Here is a 17,045-nt window from a genome sequence, read left to right on the forward strand (position 1 = left end):
TCTTAAAACAAATAGAATGGAAGGTGATCTTTCTCTTATCTTCCATTCTATTTATTCTCTTTATCCCTTTACACTATCTCGCATTTTCTCAAGTGCCTGCCGGTATATCCACCTCACTTGATAATATGTCATTCCCATTTCACAGGCTATCTCACCCATCTTTTTCCCTACAAAAAATCGTTCCGAAATAATGTGTCTCTCCCTCTTATTTAACACACTCATAAAATCCTGTGCTCTCATTCCCGTTTCTTCAGACTCAAATTGTTCATCGTACTCTCCGACGCACACATACCTCTCCTGCATTACACATTCTTTCTTTAGTCTTTCCAATATATAACCACGTACCGTTATCACCGCATAAGCAGGAAAACTTCCTTTCCCCTCCTCATATCTTTCATACGCATACCAAAGACCAATTAAACCACATTGATAATACTCTTCATGATCTTGATAAATACTTAACTTTTTTATTTGATTTACAATCATTCCCTCATACAAAACAACCGTCTCTGTAAAAGTCGCTGGCTTCACATAGTACCTATTTCTAAAAGGTATACCCCTTTGTTATTCCGCGGTACCTTTACAATATAAAAATAAAGAAGAGACTTCACTGTGAGTAATTTCAAATACTACCGAAGGAATTTGAAATTACACTAGGCAGTATTTGAAACTTTGTTGGTGGTATTTGAAGTAAGGGTAAAAATAAAAAAGGTGACTCTAGAGAGCCACCTTTTTTATTTTATTTTATTATTATTGGAACATGCCTTTTACTGCGCCAAATCCAATAGTTAAGATAAAGAAGACAACCATAAGAATTGTTGCTTTCTTTTTACTTAAATCAGCCGTAATTTGAAGACCTAACCATGTAATAACAAATCCCCAAATTGTGAACACTTCAATGTTATTTGCAATACCTTTTGCAACACCACCACTTGAAGCGAAAATCGGTCCTAAGCCAGTATACATTTCTTGTCCTGATCCGCCTAAAACAAGTGCTAAAACTGTATTAATTAATAAACCAAGTAATGAAATAATGCTTGAATACACACTAATTGTTAATAATTTCTTATAAGAAGTATCATTGCTCATTAACATCATTAATACTTTATACACTGCTGCGCTAATAAAGAAACCTATCGCCATACCAATAGCACCGAATACTGCACCCGTACCAAACGACATTACAGGCGTAACAGTAATACCTAAATCCTTATTAACCTTAATCGCCTCCGGAGTTAAAGAGTAAACATAAGAAGCAAGTCCTCCTATGATCCCCGCTAATAAAACCAGTAACCAAAAAGCACCCCAAACCGCATTACTAGTCTTCATTCTCTCAAACTGCACACCAGGAGAAGTAATCATTCCAAATAATGATGGCTTCTCTCCGCCAACCTTTTGCGTATTCAAATTCGCTTCCATTATAACGCCTCCTTCTATTTATATAACCCGTTCTAACGGGCGGTTCACTTCCTCATTGTAAGAGGCTACGAACCGCCCACTAGAACGGTAATGTGTAGTTCTACTACACTATTAATTACTCATAACGTAATGCTTCAATTGGATCTAATTTCGCAGCTTTGTTTGCTGGAATTAATCCAAAAACAATACCAAGTGTCATAGAGAATAGCACTCCTCCAACGACAACTTCCCATGAAACGAGCGGTGGCCACTTCGCAAATGTGGAAACGATATATGCCCCGCCATATCCAAGACCAATTCCGATTAAACCACCTAGAAGCGTTAACATAACTGCTTCAATTAAAAACTGTAATAAAATTTTACTACGCGTCGCTCCAAGTGCTTTACGTACTCCAATTTCGCGCGTACGTTCTGTTACAGATACGAGCATAATGTTCATAACACCAATACCACCAACGACTAGTGAAATACCAGCGATACCGCCGATGATCATCGTCATAATGCCGGTCATCTTTGAAATACCTTCTTGAAGTTCTTTTAAATTCATAACTTCGTATTTACCAGTTGCATCACTCGGTTTACGACTGTTTAAGACATCTGCAGCTTTTTTACCTGCTTTTTCTAAGTTATCTACATTTTTTGCTTGAACAGAAATATTTTGAATTTCATCTTTTCCATACAGTGTCGGCCATAATGAAATTGGAATTAATGCTTCTGATGGTCCCATTCCCATAAACTCGTTATCTGATTTGTAGACACCAATAATTTGCATCGGTTGACCCTTCATTTCAATAATTTTACCGACTGGATTGGCATCCTTAAATACCTTTTCCTCCATTTGTTTACTAATCATGACAACGTTATTACCTTGATCCACATCTGATTCTTGTAAAGAACGTCCCTTTAACAACTTTACTTTATTTACTGAAAAATACTCACTGTCTAATCCAGTAATACTCACCATTTCTACTTTATCTTCAATATCAAGTGGTTCCATACTTGAATTTGTTGTTACAACATGTGAGATTTCTGGGATTTTTTTAATTTCAAAAATATCTTCTTCAGTTATTTTCGGTGCTTCTACCATCCCCATACCGAAAGGATCATTCATATCAGCACTATAATGAATCGGAACCGTTTGATTACCTGATCCAACAAATTGAGATTTCAATGCAGCTTCCCCACCTTGCCCAATCGCAACGACGGTAATAATAGAGCCTACACCGATAATAATCCCAAGCATCGTCAAAGCCGAGCGTAGTTTATGAGCTAAAATAGACGATAAGGCAATTTTCATACTATCTAGTAAACTCATACTGCACACCTTCTATCTTCTGTAACTTTCCCGTCTCGCAGTACAATGCGGCGAGACGAATAAGCCGCTACTTCCTCTTCATGCGTAACCATAACAATTGTCGTACCTTCTGCATTAAGCTTCGTAAAAATATCCATAACTTGCTCACCAGACTTCGTATCTAGCGCACCAGTCGGCTCATCGGCCATAATGAACGTTGGGTTATTCGCAATTGCCCTTGCAATCGCTACACGTTGCTTCTGTCCACCTGATAATTCATTCGGTAAATGATGTACGCGGTCTGCTAATCCAACTTTACCTAACGCCTCTAAGGCACGCTTACGACGTTCTGCTTTCTTCACGCCACCGTATACGAGCGGAAGTTCAACATTTTCCACTGCAGAGAGACGCGGCAGTAAATTAAAATGCTGGAATACAAAGCCGATATATTCATTACGAATTAAAGCGAGCTTTGACTCGTCTGCTGTTAAGATATTCACATCATTCAGCATATATTCGCCTTCTGTTGGACGATCTAAACAACCGATAATATTCATAAGCGTGGATTTACCAGAACCAGACGGCCCCATAATAGAAACAAACTCACCACTTTGAATCGTTAAACTAATACCATGTAAAATCGGCACTGCCAATTTCCCTTGATAATAAGTTTTAGAAATATTATTTAACGTAATCATTTCTCTTTCACTTCCATTCCGTCATACACGTTGTCGGAAGGATTTTTAACCACCTTTTGCCCCACTGTTACGCCTTCAACAACCTCTGTCCAGTCTCCATCAGTAGAACCTTTTTTCACATTTTGTTTACGAAGTTTTCCTTTGTCTTCAATATAAACAAATGCATCTTCGCCTTTTTCTACAATGCTCTTACTTGGAACAGCAATCATCGTCTTATTCTCTAAGTTTACTTGTAATGAAACATGGTAACCTGGAGATAAACCGTCTTGGCTATCAAGACTTGCTTTATATGTATATTGGGACATATTTTGAGTTGCTTCACCTACACCACCAGCTTGACCCATCTCTGCACTCGTTGGGAATTCACTTACCTCTGTAATCTTACCTGTCCACTTCTTCTTATTATTTGCTTTCGCAGTTACAGTGAATGTTTGATCCTTTTGGATTTGTGACTTCTGAAGCTCTGTTAAAGTCCCTTGAACTTGGAACGGGTCTTTAGAAGCAACTTGTAAAAATGCCTTCCCTTGTCCACCTAACGCTTGAGATGAACTTTGCGCCGCATCTTTATCTAACTTTTGAACAACACCAGCAAAATTACTATAAATCGTAAGCTCTTTCTGCTTTTTATTTAACTCTTCTTTCTGTAACTTCCCTTTCTCTTTCTCAAGGTCAGTTGTTTTTTGCGCTATTTCTAACTCACTTACTTGCTCTTCCATAGGATCTGTTACTTCTTTCCCAGCTCCGCTATCTTTCACCTTCTTAATTTCTTTCTTGAGCGAATCAATCTTCTTTTTCCCTTGATCATAACGCATATCTGCCATCTTCTGATCAAGCTCAGCTTGCTTCATTTGAAGATTAATCTCTTCATTATCATAAGAGAATAATTTCGTACCTTTCTCTACCTCTTGTCCCTCTTTTACCTCAATATCTTTCACTTTTCCTTTGGCCGGATCCGCATAGAAACTTTCAATATTCCCAGGCTTCACCTGACCAGAAACTAACTTCGTATTATTCAGCTTACGCTCTGTCACTTTCTCGAAACTTACAGCATCAGCCGTTGTTGATGCGCCCTTCTTCTTACCTTGCATAATAAAAATATTAACTGCTGCTACAATAACAATTAGTGCAATAACTCCGATAATAATCCATTTTTTCTTCTTATTTGGAGTACGAACCGTATTTGGTAACATATTCTCTCTCCCTTTATAACTTAATAGTTTAATATAAAAAAATTGTATAAAACTTTCTGAAAATACATTACATATTATTACATTATTTTTACAAAGTTTTACACATCCATTTATATTGTAACAAAAATTCCAATGATTAGAAATATGACATCTTGTCTTTTAAGATAGATTTAAGGAAATATTATATTATATAGAAAAAGCTATCCAATATAAAAATTGAATAGCTTTTCAAACAAAATATTACGCCGCTTTAGGATCTTTTCTCTCATGTCCACGTTGAACGATGAACAAGAAGACTGTTGATAAAATCGCACCTGTTAATAGTAAGATAAAGCAACCATCCCAGCCAGAACGATCAACAATAACACCAATTGCTGCGTTTGCTACAAGACTTCCACCCACATAACCGAACAGACCACACATACCAACTGTCGTACCTACCGCAAATTTCGGTACTAATTCCATTGCACTTAAACCGATTAAGAACTGTGGTACGTAAATTAAACATCCGATAATAGAAACTGCAATACTTACAACAAGTACGCTAGTTGCTTGCCAATATACAAACGTACCAATAACAACTCCAACCATACTAATAATACACAATGGCATACGTTTCCCTTTAAATAATTTATCACTTAAAAGACCAACGATTAATGAACTTGGAATTGCCATACCTTCAAAGATTGCGTATGCTGCATGTGCTTCATTTTTTGAAAAACCTTTAACTGTCGTTAAATAAAGTGGAACCCAGTTAATAACACCGAAACGAATTAAATAAACAAATGCATTCGCAATACATAAGAACCATACAAATTTATTTTTTACTACATATTTCATTAAAATCTCTTTTGGTGACATCTTGTTAGCATTATCTGCTTTTTCAAGATTTTCATAGTCATTACGATACTCATCAATTGGAGGAAGACCTTCAGACTCTGGTGTATCCTTCGCATTGATCCAAACAAGAACTGAAATTACCATTGCGATAATCGCTGGGAAAATAAATACGCCGCCTTGCCAATGACTTTCACCGAAAATACCTACACCAATTCCGACAAGTGGTGGCACAAGCATTCCGCCAACGTTATGTGAAATATTCCAAATACCTGTTTTCGTACCGCGTTCTTTCTTTGAGAACCATTTCGTCATAACGATACTACAAGGTGGTGCTCCCATACCTTGTACAATACCGTTCAGGACAAGTAATGTAACAATCATTCCAAATGAAGATGCAAACCCGAAACAAATATTTACAAGCCCTGATAAGAATAATCCGACTGCGATAAAGCGCTGGGCAAAAGCTTTATCTGATAAATTCCCCATAAAGAACTTACTAAATCCATAAACAATCGCCATTACTGAACCTAGTAGTCCAATTTCAGCTGTACTAAAACCATATTCTTGTACTAAATACGTACTTGATAACGTAAAATTACTGCGCACTAAATAATAAGCAGCATATCCAACAGAGATTCCGATTAGCACACGAATACGTAGTAACGTATATACTTTCGCGATCATATCCGCTGGTAATCTCTCAATTGCAGGTGCTGGCTTAAGCCATTTAAACATATACACTCGTCTCCTTTTCTCACTTTTGAGAGAGACGCTGTCTATTCCATATCTCGATTATTCCACTATTTGATATATTTTGGTTCGTCCTTCTAACCGGCTGTCCTTCTATTTCTTTCTCATTCTTCGCAAACATCGTTGGTACGCCAAACGAAACTTTTTCTAAAATGTGACCCGCTTCTTCTGATAAACAATAATCAATAAATAAATCCGCAATAATACCACTCGGTGCACGTTTTAGTTTCGAAATCGCATTGACAGACAAACCTGTTTGCTCAGGTTCGTTACTTAAAATAGGAAAGCCTCGTTTTTGAAGCATTCTCTGATCTCCCATAAAATTGATGCCTATCATATATTCACCACTTGCCACAAGTTCTGCTGGTATGTAACCATTCACCGTTACTTCTCCAACCTGTCCTGCAAGATGCTTCACATACGCCTTCGCTTCCTCTTCACCTAAAGTATCAATAAGTGATTGAAAAAACGTATATGCAGTACCCGAAACATTTGGATCTGGCATAACAATCTTTCCTGTGTACGCAGAGTTTAATAAATCTTGCCACCTGGATGGATACGGTAGGCCAAGCGGTGCTATTTCTTCGTTCCACCGCTCTTTATTAATTGCGATTGCCAATTTCTCTACTTCGTAACCGTACCAATAACCATCTTTATCTTTAACAGTTTTTGAAATACGATTCGCATGCTGGCTCGTCACAGGAATAGACAGATCTTTTTGCTTCATCATTTGATGTGCATCTACTGTACCGCCAATAATAATATCCGCTTTCGGATTTCCAGATTCTTCTTCCACTCTTCGAAGAAGTTCTTCTGTCGAAAGACGAATAAATTCATACGTACATCCACGCGGTTTACAAAATGATGAAAGCAATGCCTCACCAACTTCCTCACGGGCCGCTACATATGCAACAAGATGACGATCATCCAAAATAGGGAGACCACTTTTATTATATTTAATAGAGGTTGTATCTCGAGAGCAACTAGACATCGCTCCTCCAATTACTAGCAAAAAGAAGAAAAAGGCTATCTTTCTCATGACGCATTCTCCTTTACGAATAACTCTGCTAGAGAGCCTTTCATATACATGACATTCCCGTTATTATCACCGAGGTATTGCACAACAAAGTACGATGGATACACAGAAATCGTAAGAATATCTTCACGCTCATTCTTTACATGCTTACCTGATTTATAAGCTGTAATATAAGCAATCGGTTCATTCTGTGATTGTAATAATTTCTGAATTTCTCCGTAATCTGTAATTTGTTTTGCGTACCGAATAGAATCAAGCATGTGCGTAAGATTGATAGTACGTACTACATTCCCTTGACGTACTATGACATCCTTTGCTGAAGCGAAGAAATCACTAATACGCTCTGGCGTGTAATACAGGCTTAACAAATACGTTTGAAATGCCGAGATCATCGGATCAGTGCCCTTCTTCCCGTATACGTTCGCCTCATACTGGAACAAGTCACCTACTGCAAAAGTACGCTTATGTCCATTCAAGTACGTTACTTCTCCAGTAAATACTTGTTCTTGTCTCTCTGCCTCTCTCGGCTCTATTCGAATTCGGTCAAAGAATGAAACAATTGTATGTAAACGAACTTCATCCGTTACAACAATTTCTCCCCACTTTTCATGTCTTACTTTCACTTCAATTGGAAGAGATTCGTTCACTCTTTGTAAAACGGCTTGTTTGTCATTCACAATTGTGATTCGATTATATGTTTGTTTCTCCACAACATAAAACAAAACAAGAGAAACAATGATACAAAAGACAAACATAAGAATTTGAAATGATAGCCTTTTCATTTCTGCCTACCTCCAAGATAAAAAAACGTTGTTTCGAAAATACCGCATAATTGTTTCATAAATGTATCATTTAACCGCTTTCAAGTTTTTTATGTCTTCCATTCGTCTTGGAAGCAAAAATGTAATAAATATCGTAGTACCAATCTCTTCACTGCTCTCAATTCGCACACTTCCGCCTTGCTTATTCATAATCTCCTGACAAATATACAAACCATAGCCGTTCCCATAACTAGAAGGAAGCATTTTCCCTCCTGGAGACCCATTCCACTCGGCAAGTACATCCTCATCTATACCGATACCATCATCATGAACAAAAACCTTCGCCTCATGCTCACTTACAATTACATTCATGCGAATTTGCGTAGCATCACTATATTTAATTGCATTATCAAGTACATTTAAAAAGATTTGCTTCGTCTTATCAAAATCCGCAACGACATGTACATCCGTTAACTCATTTATCACTTCAATCTCAAATTGCTGCAGACGAGGTTTCACAATTGAAACTGCTTCTTCTGCTAATTCTTTTATATTCACAACTGTAGGTGACACTTCAAACGTACTCGTCCCGTACTTTGAAGACTTAAGTAATTCCTCTACAAGTGATAATAGACGCTCACTTTCTACAGCTACATACCGGAGACTCTCTTGCACATCTTCCTTCGAGTGTAACTTCGGAATTAAATCAACATAACCGATAATTGCCGTAAGTGGTGTCTTCAACTCATGCGTAATACGGTCCAAGAAATCTTTCTGTTTCTCTTTTTCTTCCTTCAATTGCTTAATATGCAGTTCAATTCCATCAGCCATCGCATTAAAGGATGCTGAAAGCTGTGCAATTTCCACATACTCATTTAGCTCAATCTTACTTTCATAATCGCCATTCGCAAGCCGCTTTGCCATTTGTCTCAACTGATCAATTGGCCTATGAAGAGACCTAGCTAAACGAACCGCAAAGAAAATACCTGCAGCCACTAAACAAAGAGATGTCATTAAAAAAGTCCAGCTCACATTTGTTAAAACTTCCTTCTCACCCGTTAACTCATCTATAAAACGAATACTCCCAATGACATCGTTTCCATAATAAACCGGGCTTGAAAACAAAATAATGGGTGCTGGCTCTCCTTCCGCAAAAACATAAGCTTTCTTACCCTTCAAAGAACTCTCAATATCAATATTTCGATGAAGTAACGCTCCTTTTTGTGTATCTGCAACAACATCTCCATTCTTTCCTATCATCTGTACACGGACATCCATCCGCTTCGCTAAGTACGAAGCAATTAAAAGCGAATTCGGACCTAACGTCTCGATTTCTGCTTCTTTCTCTAAATAATTCATCGTATAAATTTGTGCCTCTACACTTAACTTCTCAAGAGAATCTGCTGCATTATGATACATATTCTTCTCTAGTGAAATATAAACAACCGTATACAAAAGAAAAAGAATTGGAATCAACAATCCAACTATTCCAAATACCATATTCCGTTTTAACGACATATCATCACCACTTAACAATCCAGCTTATAGCCCACGCCATAAATTGTTTTAATATATTCTCCGCTCGTACCAAGCTTCTTACGTAATCTTTGCACCATAATATCAACCGCTCTCGTATTTCCGATATACTCAAAGCCCCACACTTTCTCGAGTAACTCATCTCTCATAAATACACGCTGTGGATTTGAAACAAACAGCTGACATAAATTAAATTCTCGGTACGTTAACTGAATCTCTTGTCCACTAACATGTAATTTTCTTTCCTTAGGACAAATTATTAACTCTCCAGCTCGAATTACTTCGTGGCTTGTAATGACCTCCTCCTTCTTCACACGCCGACTCATATTCTTCACACGAAGAATGAGCTCCGCATAATTGAAAGGCTTCGTTACATAATCATCCGCACCGAGCTGCAAGCCGAGCAATTTATCATTCATCTGACTCTTTGCAGTTAACATGAGTACTGGAATATCCCTATCCTTCTCACGGAACAAGCGAAGTAACTCATACCCATCTGTATCTGGAAGCATAACATCCAAAATCAATACATCCGGCCCTTCCTTCCACTTCTCTAGCGCTTCTCTACCATCAGCCGCTACTAATACTTCATATCCTTCCATCTCTAACTGCATTCGAATCAAATTACGAATACTCGATTCATCATCAACTACAAGTATTTTCATCCTTATCCTCCTTCCATCCTGTATTATAGTACAGTTTAGTATAGCAAAAATCATACAAAAAAAGAGAGGATATTGTCGAACATATGTTGAACGACAATACCCTCTCTTTCACTTATTATATTTACTTAGCATATCCATTCGGTTGTTTTTGATGCCAATTCCAAGCATGCTCAATGATTGTTTTCACATTTACATACTTAGGATCCCATCCTAACTTCTCTTTTGCCTTCTGAGAAGAAGCAACTAAACGTGCTGGATCTCCCGCACGACGCGGTGCTACCTCAGCAGGAATTTCATGATTTGTAACTTCACGAACTGCATCAACGATTTCTTTTACACTGAAACCATTACCGTTTCCTAAGTTATAGAAATCACTTTCTCCGCCGTTTTGTAGGTCTTTAAGTCCTAAGAAATGAGCTGCTACTAAATCTTCAACATGAATATAATCACGAATACAAGTACCATCTGGTGTATTATAATCTTCACCAAACATCATAATCTTCTCACGTTGACCTAACGCTACTTGCAATACAAGAGGAATTAAATGTGTCTCTGGACGATGATCTTCCCCAATAATACCATTTGGAGTTGCACCAGCTACGTTAAAGTATCTGAAGACCTTATATTTTAAGTTTGACGCTTGGCTATACCAATGAAGCATTTTTTCAATTGCTAATTTTGTCTCGCCATACGTATTCGTTGGATTTGTTACAGTTTCCTCAGTAATAAGATCCACATCTACTTCGCCATAAGTCGCCGCAGTAGAAGAGAAAATGAACTTATCTACTTTAAACTCGTCCATTACTTCTAATAAGCAAAGTGCGCCATACACGTTGTTGTTATAATATTGAAGAGGTTTCTCCATACTAACACCAACTAAAGAATCAGCCGCGAAATGCATAACCGCGTCAATATTTTCTTGTGTAAAGACGTCTCTTAAGAAACTTTTATCACGAAGGTCTCCGTTATAAAACTTTGCGCCTTCTGTAATGGCATCTTCATGACCTGTTTGTAAGTTATCCACTACTACTACAGATAAACCTTCATCTACTAATTTTTTCACAGCGTGTGAACCGATGTAGCCAGCTCCGCCACAAACCAAAATTGAACTCATGTTATTCCTCCTACTATACTCAATACAACAAATATATAGTTTCTCTCATACATTTTATGCTTACCTATATTTTACCATAAACATTCATTTAAAATAATATAATGTGAACCGTAACGACAACTAACTTCTTAAAGCGGCAAGCTTCTCTTCAACCTTCTCTAAATCCTCGACAGAATCTATTTCAAAGCTGGCATTGCTATCAATTTCATATAAATGAACATTCAGATGACCAATATTATCTTTCACAATATTATCCCAATACAGCTCACTAAAGTCTTCTTGCTCCACTGCTTTTTCTAACTCTTTTACGATATAATCCGCATCGTCCTTACACCAATAGGAAAGGCCACATAAAATGTAATCATCATGACCGTCACCAATTTCAATATCGTACACTTTCTTGCTCTCATCGTGCTTAATAATCCATTCATTGCGGAAGTCTTCTTTTCTTGCACTAAAGTATAAAGATGACTCTGGTTTTTCAATAAATATATTACGATGTAAATACACATCAGCATCTACCACATACGCATCTGCCAAATATTCACGCACTACATACATCGTATAAATATTGTTATACACATTATATTTATCGTTATATACAAGACGTATATTTTCATATTTATCAACAAGATAATTGAATTTTTCCGATAAATATCCAGTAACAACAATAATTTCATCTATACCAATCTCTTGTAAATATTCAATTTGTCGTTCTAGCATCGGTTTCCCGTTTACCTCTACTAATGACTTTGGTTTCGTTAATGTTAATGGGCGCAAGCGTGTCCCCATACCAGCTGCTAATAAAATCGCTCTCATGCTACCTCTCCTCTATATTTCTTTCTCTTAATAAATTCATTTGCATCCGCGACTGTTAAAACAGCCCCTACAATAATGAATAAACAACAAATAATTAATTTCCAAGAAAATGGTGTTCCCATTACTAATATAGAAATCCAAATCGCCCAAGCTGAATATGTAATATTCAGCCCCATAGCTTTCGTTGGGCCCAGTTCATGGATTGCTTTATAGTAAAAAATGTACGAAGCTGTCCCAATTAACGCCACAAATATAATTAAGATAAATTCACTACTTACCATAACTTCTTTCGTTAAAAAATGCCCGCCTAATGTCGGTAAAATGATTAATCCATATGTTACAGACGATACAAGTTGGCGAATTTGCAACGCCTCTTCTGGTGAAACTTCCCCATCCTTCATACCGTAGGCACAAATAACACATTCTAATCCCCAACCTATAATACAAATCAAAACAAAAATAAAACCTAACATATAATTTTGTGTTGCAAATCCATCACCGGTAAAGCCAAGAATAATAATACTACTAATGCTTATTACAAGTCCTAACCAATTCCAAGAGCGTAAACGTTCTTTTAAAAACATAAATGCAAAAAATGCTCCAACGGCTGGATATATGGCTGAAATTGCTGCCGTATACGAAGCCCCTATATACTTTACGGCTAATACATAAAACGTCATCCCTAAAGGTCCGCCCATTAAAGCACCTAACATTACGAAACGACCACTTCTTGTTTTTAATTTAGAAAGTGCTGTTCGTAATTGACCTTTAAGTCCCATATAGACCATCATCCACAATGTCGACATAAAATCATGTAAAAATGTGCTAACAAGCGGCGCAAGGAATATAACTTGCTCCGTTTCCAACATAACTGTCGAGGATAATATAATCCCAATTAAAACCGTATCTATAGCCCAAGCAAATCCGGAGAACACACCATAAAAAATCCCTCTACTTTGCTTTCGATTCATACTGGTATCCTCCATAGTACTCTAAAAATAACTGTAAATTTTCTTTTGCCCGCGTATAACGATCCATTCCATATGTTCCGAAATCACTACCCGCTGCTTCTTTAATCTTTGTCCAAATACTCCATAAAAAGTCTTGGAAAATTTTATTTAATAAGATTCTTTGTCGATGCATTTCTTCTACTTTTCCATTAAAATAGTAATCTAAAAATAACTCTTCATCTTCAGCTGAGAATTCACACTCTAAACTATGCGCTGCAATATCCCACATAGGATCATTCAAGCCGCCATACTCCCAGTCGATTAAATACATCTTGTTTTCTCCGTTTTTCACAAAGTTTTCAGCAACAGTATCATTATGGCAAGGTGTTAACTGAACATCCATTTTCTCATACATTGCTTTTAATCGCATAACTTGCTTCTTTACCTTTTTATAATCAGCAAAGTTTGAACCATTTGATTTACTTAATAAACCTTCATAATGCTCAATTTTCTCAAATACATTAAACGTATTACTCATCGCTGCACTTGATTCATGTAATTCCTTCAAAATAGCTGCCGTTAACTGCATGTTATCACTACGTCGCGCCGTTTTCGGATTCAATGTTTCTGCATTTGAAATAAGCTCTGCTAACTTAACACCTGTTTCTTCATTAAAGTATAGAAGCTCAGCGTCAATTCCTAGCTCACTTGCCAAATTAGAATTCACCATTTCATCATGACGACTAATCATTTCTTCCGTACCGCTTCCTGGAATACGAAGTACATATTCTGAATCCCCGACACTTACCTTGAAATTCGTATTTGTCATACCACCAAATGGTTGAATATTTGTAATAGCATCTTCTGGAATATTTAAAGCCTCCATAACGTGGCCTTTAATTTGTTTTTCTTTAAACTCTGCTTCTTTTCTCAATAAACGAGGGTAAATTTTATTCCTCACAACTTCATATTGCTGTTTTGTATCAATTTCTGCCCACACAATATTTTGTAATTTGATATGCCCAATATCATATGTTCTTGCAACATCAAGAAGTAAATATTCATAATTCACATACGGATTTTGATTATGATTAAACAACTCCAACATATTAAGAAAAACATCATAAGAAAGTTTTGAAATTCCAATCATCTCGCCATCAATACGATTTAATTGATGAACATCTTTCGAGATTTTATACAAATTCCCGTTTTGAATCTCTACAAATGCCTCATCACCAGAACCACTTTCATTCGTAATCAATACACAGTCCCGTTCCGGATATTGTAGCAATTGAGAAATCGCATCTTCTTCTATTAAAATATCATCTTCAATTAATAGAAAATCATCTGTAATTAAACTTTGAACACTTGAAAGTGAAGCCATAGAGCCTGTCCATTTATATTTCGGATTTTCTACAAAGTATACTCCTTGCTCTTTATTCCAAGAAGCAAATTTTTCTTTTTTATATCCAGAAACAATAACAACTTTTTCAATTCCGTTATTGTGTAATATCTCTAAATTTCGATTTAAAAGTATTTTATCACCAATGGATAATAACCCAGATGGTTTACCTAATTCCTTACGATTTCCTGCCGCAAGAATAACAGCTTGCTTAACTTTTTTATACTCTCGCTGATGAATACGAATCTTTTTTTTCTGCATTGTAGCTAACTCGCTCTGCAAAAATTTAAGACCCTGTTCTTTCACATAATAGCTTATATGTTTTCCATTTTTTTCACTAACAACATAATTTTTTTTCGTCAAATCATTTATAATATAATTCACTTTTCCGGTAGATATCCCACTACGTTCTGCAATTTTCTTCTGACTTAAATGTGGTTCTTTATTAATAATTTCTAATATATCAAGCATATGTTGCATATGTGGTCCCCCATAACATCGATAATACATTCAAAATTTGAACGCAACATTAATATTATCACTAATAAGGCGGAATGTAAATTTGTTGTAAATTTTTAGTAAATACAGCTTTACATTTCTCCTATCATCTAAAATAAAAAGAAGTGCCCCTGCTTATTTTGCACAGGGGCACTTCTTTTTATTTATAAATAGCCTCAACGTTATTGGCTGAAACAACCTTAATATTACTAGCAGAATTTGCAAAATCCCAATTCTCATCCTTAATCATATAATTAGGACCATAGTTTTCAATAAGGTACTCTTCAACATTTGAAGGAACAGGGAATTCTTCGCCCTTGAATGGCATTAATTTCGTTCCTAACAATGTAGAACTTGCTGTTTTCGTTTTCCACCCTGTAAGGATCTTGTCAGTTCCTCTTTCCTGCGTCGACATCTCATCCGTTCCTTCAAAGAAGTAACACCATACTTTATTAGGATCTTCCGAAAAATAATAGAAAAGATCGATATGAGTTCCTTTATAAGTGAAAGTTTGCTCTACAACATGACCATCAACTGTGAACTCCCTAAACGTCTTAACACCTTTATCATTTAACGTTTTCTCTAGTGCTCTTTTCTTCTCTTCACTTATATTAAAAGTACCAATATCCATATCTAAATCATGGCTTATGAAATCTTTTTCTCGCACAGCGCCAAGTAACGTGCCATAATCTAACCAAAATTCTTGATCATGCTCTTTAAAAGCTTCTTGCACTAATAGTAAACACTCTACTCCATATTGTTTAATATTGTTTCGTACTAATTGCAATTGCTTATTCGCACGATATTCTAAAGGCTTTTTTAACAATGTACGAACTAGCTTATTTCCTTCAATAAATTTTCTAATTTCTTGTTTAAATCCCATATGAAAATCCTCGCAATAACATCTATTTAAGGTAATATAACGGAATAAAATCACTCACATATCTCCGTTATTTTCTCCGTTTCCTACACCATCATACTATTTGACACCAAATTTTTCAAAGGGAAAGTCAGATTTTTGGAGTGATCGTGTTGTATAAATGAAAGCAAATTACTTATGCTATAACAAATAACCACCAAACTTGAACAGTAACTTACCACATATTATAAATAAAAGGCATACGATTTCTCGTATACCTTTTGTGTATCTTTCATTACTTAGCCACGAAATAATCCGTTACATATTGTGCCCAAACTTCATGTCCTTTAGCACTTGGGAAACCAAACTCTTCTTGTAGGTACGGTAAAATTGCCTTTGTTGCTGCATCAGGCCATGCTCCCCAATGATCAACATATGTATAACCATTTTGCGTCGCAAATTGCTTTAATGCCTCAATTGCTTTCGGATAATTCTTCGCACCATACACTGGGTTTGATGGTTGAATCATAATTGTAGCGCCTTTTGCACTAGTAGAAAGTGCTTGAACAAACTTCTGTGTACTCGCAACAGAGTTCCCATTACCAGTTTTACCGTTATCAGTAATAAATGGTGGCTCAAATAAAATCACATCTGGCTTGTCTTTCGCAATCTCTTTATCACGCTTATTCGCGATTAACTCTTCTGTGCTTTCACCCTTATATTCCTTTACTGTCACATTCCATAAACCTTTACCGTAAGCAGTTTCTAAATTAGCTGTTAACTTAGCTGCCCAAGCATCTTTTTCAGATGAAGAAGCCTCATCACCAACAATAACAAGATTCACTGCCTTTTTCTCTTTAGCAGCTTTCTTCAACTTTTCTTTCACTTCATCTGGCAAATTCTTCGCATATGCTTCATTAAAAGATGACTTCGCATCTTGCTTTTTCTCTGCTTTTTTCTCTTCTTTCTTCGCTCCGCTATCTTTCACTTCAGCCTTTGTCTTCGTTACTTCACTCGTCTGTCCCGTTGCATTTGCAACTTTCTTATTCCAGTACAATTTACCGCTCACAATCGAAGCAATAAACAATACAAAAACAACAAGAACAAGTACTGCTTTCTTATTCATCGATTCACCTCATCTATTAATCTCACAACATATAATATTAATATAAATCCATGCAAAAATAAACCCAACTCCTTCCAAAGGAGTTGGG

Annotated in this window: 16 protein-coding genes; all 16 read right to left on the bottom strand. The window is 36.4% G+C overall.

The window, feature by feature from the left end; translation table 11 throughout:
* Positions 1 to 60 precede the first annotated feature (60 nt).
* Complete coding sequence (locus ACUN26_RS22690) at positions 61 to 531, bottom strand: sigma-70 family RNA polymerase sigma factor (RefSeq protein ID WP_000801309.1); 471 nt, start codon at positions 529 to 531, stop codon at positions 61 to 63.
* Positions 532 to 750: 219 nt separating this feature from the next.
* The gene (locus tag ACUN26_RS22695; protein ID WP_000387953.1) at positions 751 to 1,419 is read right to left on the bottom strand and encodes a Yip1 family protein; all 669 of its coding nucleotides are present in this window, start codon (positions 1,417 to 1,419) and stop codon (positions 751 to 753) included.
* Between the two features lie 115 nt (positions 1,420 to 1,534).
* Complete coding sequence (locus ACUN26_RS22700; protein ID WP_000054399.1) at positions 1,535 to 2,734, bottom strand: ABC transporter permease; 1,200 nt, start codon at positions 2,732 to 2,734, stop codon at positions 1,535 to 1,537.
* The gene (locus ACUN26_RS22705) at positions 2,731 to 3,411 is read right to left on the bottom strand and encodes an ABC transporter ATP-binding protein (RefSeq protein ID WP_000631636.1); all 681 of its coding nucleotides are present in this window, start codon (positions 3,409 to 3,411) and stop codon (positions 2,731 to 2,733) included. The genes ACUN26_RS22700 and ACUN26_RS22705 overlap by 4 nt, the downstream gene beginning before the upstream one ends.
* Entirely contained in the window at positions 3,408 to 4,601 is a 1,194-nt protein-coding gene (locus ACUN26_RS22710; protein ID WP_000937340.1) for an efflux RND transporter periplasmic adaptor subunit, read from the bottom strand. The genes ACUN26_RS22705 and ACUN26_RS22710 overlap by 4 nt, the downstream gene beginning before the upstream one ends.
* A gap of 240 nt (positions 4,602 to 4,841) precedes the next feature.
* Positions 4,842 to 6,176 (bottom strand): MFS transporter, encoded by a 1,335-nt coding sequence (locus ACUN26_RS22715; RefSeq protein WP_000477572.1) that lies wholly within the window; start codon positions 6,174 to 6,176, stop codon positions 4,842 to 4,844.
* Between the two features lie 19 nt (positions 6,177 to 6,195).
* Entirely contained in the window at positions 6,196 to 7,230 is a 1,035-nt protein-coding gene (locus ACUN26_RS22720; RefSeq protein WP_001225622.1) for an ABC transporter substrate-binding protein, read from the bottom strand.
* The gene (locus tag ACUN26_RS22725; protein WP_000826599.1) at positions 7,227 to 8,009 is read right to left on the bottom strand and encodes a DUF3919 family protein; all 783 of its coding nucleotides are present in this window, start codon (positions 8,007 to 8,009) and stop codon (positions 7,227 to 7,229) included. The genes ACUN26_RS22720 and ACUN26_RS22725 overlap by 4 nt, the downstream gene beginning before the upstream one ends.
* 66 nt (positions 8,010 to 8,075) lie before the next feature.
* Entirely contained in the window at positions 8,076 to 9,506 is a 1,431-nt protein-coding gene (locus ACUN26_RS22730; protein WP_000054063.1) for a sensor histidine kinase, read from the bottom strand.
* Between the two features lie 11 nt (positions 9,507 to 9,517).
* Positions 9,518 to 10,189, bottom strand: a complete 672-nt coding sequence (locus ACUN26_RS22735) for a response regulator transcription factor (RefSeq protein WP_000699587.1) — start codon at positions 10,187 to 10,189, stop codon at positions 9,518 to 9,520.
* Positions 10,190 to 10,310: 121 nt separating this feature from the next.
* Complete coding sequence (gene galE, locus ACUN26_RS22740) at positions 10,311 to 11,303, bottom strand: UDP-glucose 4-epimerase GalE (protein WP_000095045.1); 993 nt, start codon at positions 11,301 to 11,303, stop codon at positions 10,311 to 10,313.
* 120 nt (positions 11,304 to 11,423) lie between these two features.
* Positions 11,424 to 12,122 (bottom strand): sugar phosphate nucleotidyltransferase, encoded by a 699-nt coding sequence (locus tag ACUN26_RS22745; RefSeq protein ID WP_001201614.1) that lies wholly within the window; start codon positions 12,120 to 12,122, stop codon positions 11,424 to 11,426.
* Positions 12,119 to 13,093, bottom strand: a complete 975-nt coding sequence (locus ACUN26_RS22750; protein WP_001080586.1) for a DMT family transporter — start codon at positions 13,091 to 13,093, stop codon at positions 12,119 to 12,121. The genes ACUN26_RS22745 and ACUN26_RS22750 overlap by 4 nt, the downstream gene beginning before the upstream one ends.
* Complete coding sequence (locus ACUN26_RS22755; protein ID WP_001164447.1) at positions 13,074 to 14,954, bottom strand: phosphocholine cytidylyltransferase/choline kinase family protein; 1,881 nt, start codon at positions 14,952 to 14,954, stop codon at positions 13,074 to 13,076. The genes ACUN26_RS22750 and ACUN26_RS22755 overlap by 20 nt, the downstream gene beginning before the upstream one ends.
* A 178-nt stretch (positions 14,955 to 15,132) precedes the next feature.
* The gene (locus tag ACUN26_RS22760) at positions 15,133 to 15,855 is read right to left on the bottom strand and encodes a LicD family protein (protein WP_000505979.1); all 723 of its coding nucleotides are present in this window, start codon (positions 15,853 to 15,855) and stop codon (positions 15,133 to 15,135) included.
* Positions 15,856 to 16,126: 271 nt separating this feature from the next.
* The gene (locus tag ACUN26_RS22765) at positions 16,127 to 16,957 is read right to left on the bottom strand and encodes an SGNH/GDSL hydrolase family protein (RefSeq protein ID WP_001034206.1); all 831 of its coding nucleotides are present in this window, start codon (positions 16,955 to 16,957) and stop codon (positions 16,127 to 16,129) included.
* Positions 16,958 to 17,045 lie beyond the last annotated feature (88 nt).

This window comes from Bacillus sp. WC2503 (assembly GCF_052682895.1).

Bases quoted from the DNA above. Each gene is read 5' to 3' on its own strand.
- ACUN26_RS22695 (WP_000387953.1), bottom strand. From the start codon at position 1,419: ATGGAAGCGAATTTGAATACGCAAAAGGTTGGCGGAGAGAAGCCATCA.
- ACUN26_RS22700 (WP_000054399.1), bottom strand. From the start codon at position 2,734: ATGAGTTTACTAGATAGTATGAAAATTGCCTTATCGTCTATTTTAGCT.
- ACUN26_RS22705 (WP_000631636.1), bottom strand. From the start codon at position 3,411: ATGATTACGTTAAATAATATTTCTAAAACTTATTATCAAGGGAAATTG.
- ACUN26_RS22710 (WP_000937340.1), bottom strand. From the start codon at position 4,601: ATGTTACCAAATACGGTTCGTACTCCAAATAAGAAGAAAAAATGGATT.
- ACUN26_RS22715 (WP_000477572.1), bottom strand. From the start codon at position 6,176: ATGTTTAAATGGCTTAAGCCAGCACCTGCAATTGAGAGATTACCAGCG.
- ACUN26_RS22720 (WP_001225622.1), bottom strand. From the start codon at position 7,230: ATGAGAAAGATAGCCTTTTTCTTCTTTTTGCTAGTAATTGGAGGAGCG.
- ACUN26_RS22725 (WP_000826599.1), bottom strand. From the start codon at position 8,009: ATGAAAAGGCTATCATTTCAAATTCTTATGTTTGTCTTTTGTATCATT.
- ACUN26_RS22730 (WP_000054063.1), bottom strand. From the start codon at position 9,506: ATGTCGTTAAAACGGAATATGGTATTTGGAATAGTTGGATTGTTGATT.
- ACUN26_RS22735 (WP_000699587.1), bottom strand. From the start codon at position 10,189: ATGAAAATACTTGTAGTTGATGATGAATCGAGTATTCGTAATTTGATT.
- galE (WP_000095045.1), bottom strand. From the start codon at position 11,303: ATGAGTTCAATTTTGGTTTGTGGCGGAGCTGGCTACATCGGTTCACAC.
- ACUN26_RS22745 (WP_001201614.1), bottom strand. From the start codon at position 12,122: ATGAGAGCGATTTTATTAGCAGCTGGTATGGGGACACGCTTGCGCCCA.
- ACUN26_RS22750 (WP_001080586.1), bottom strand. From the start codon at position 13,093: ATGAATCGAAAGCAAAGTAGAGGGATTTTTTATGGTGTGTTCTCCGGA.
- ACUN26_RS22755 (WP_001164447.1), bottom strand. From the start codon at position 14,954: ATGCAACATATGCTTGATATATTAGAAATTATTAATAAAGAACCACAT.
- ACUN26_RS22760 (WP_000505979.1), bottom strand. From the start codon at position 15,855: ATGGGATTTAAACAAGAAATTAGAAAATTTATTGAAGGAAATAAGCTA.
- ACUN26_RS22765 (WP_001034206.1), bottom strand. From the start codon at position 16,957: ATGAATAAGAAAGCAGTACTTGTTCTTGTTGTTTTTGTATTGTTTATT.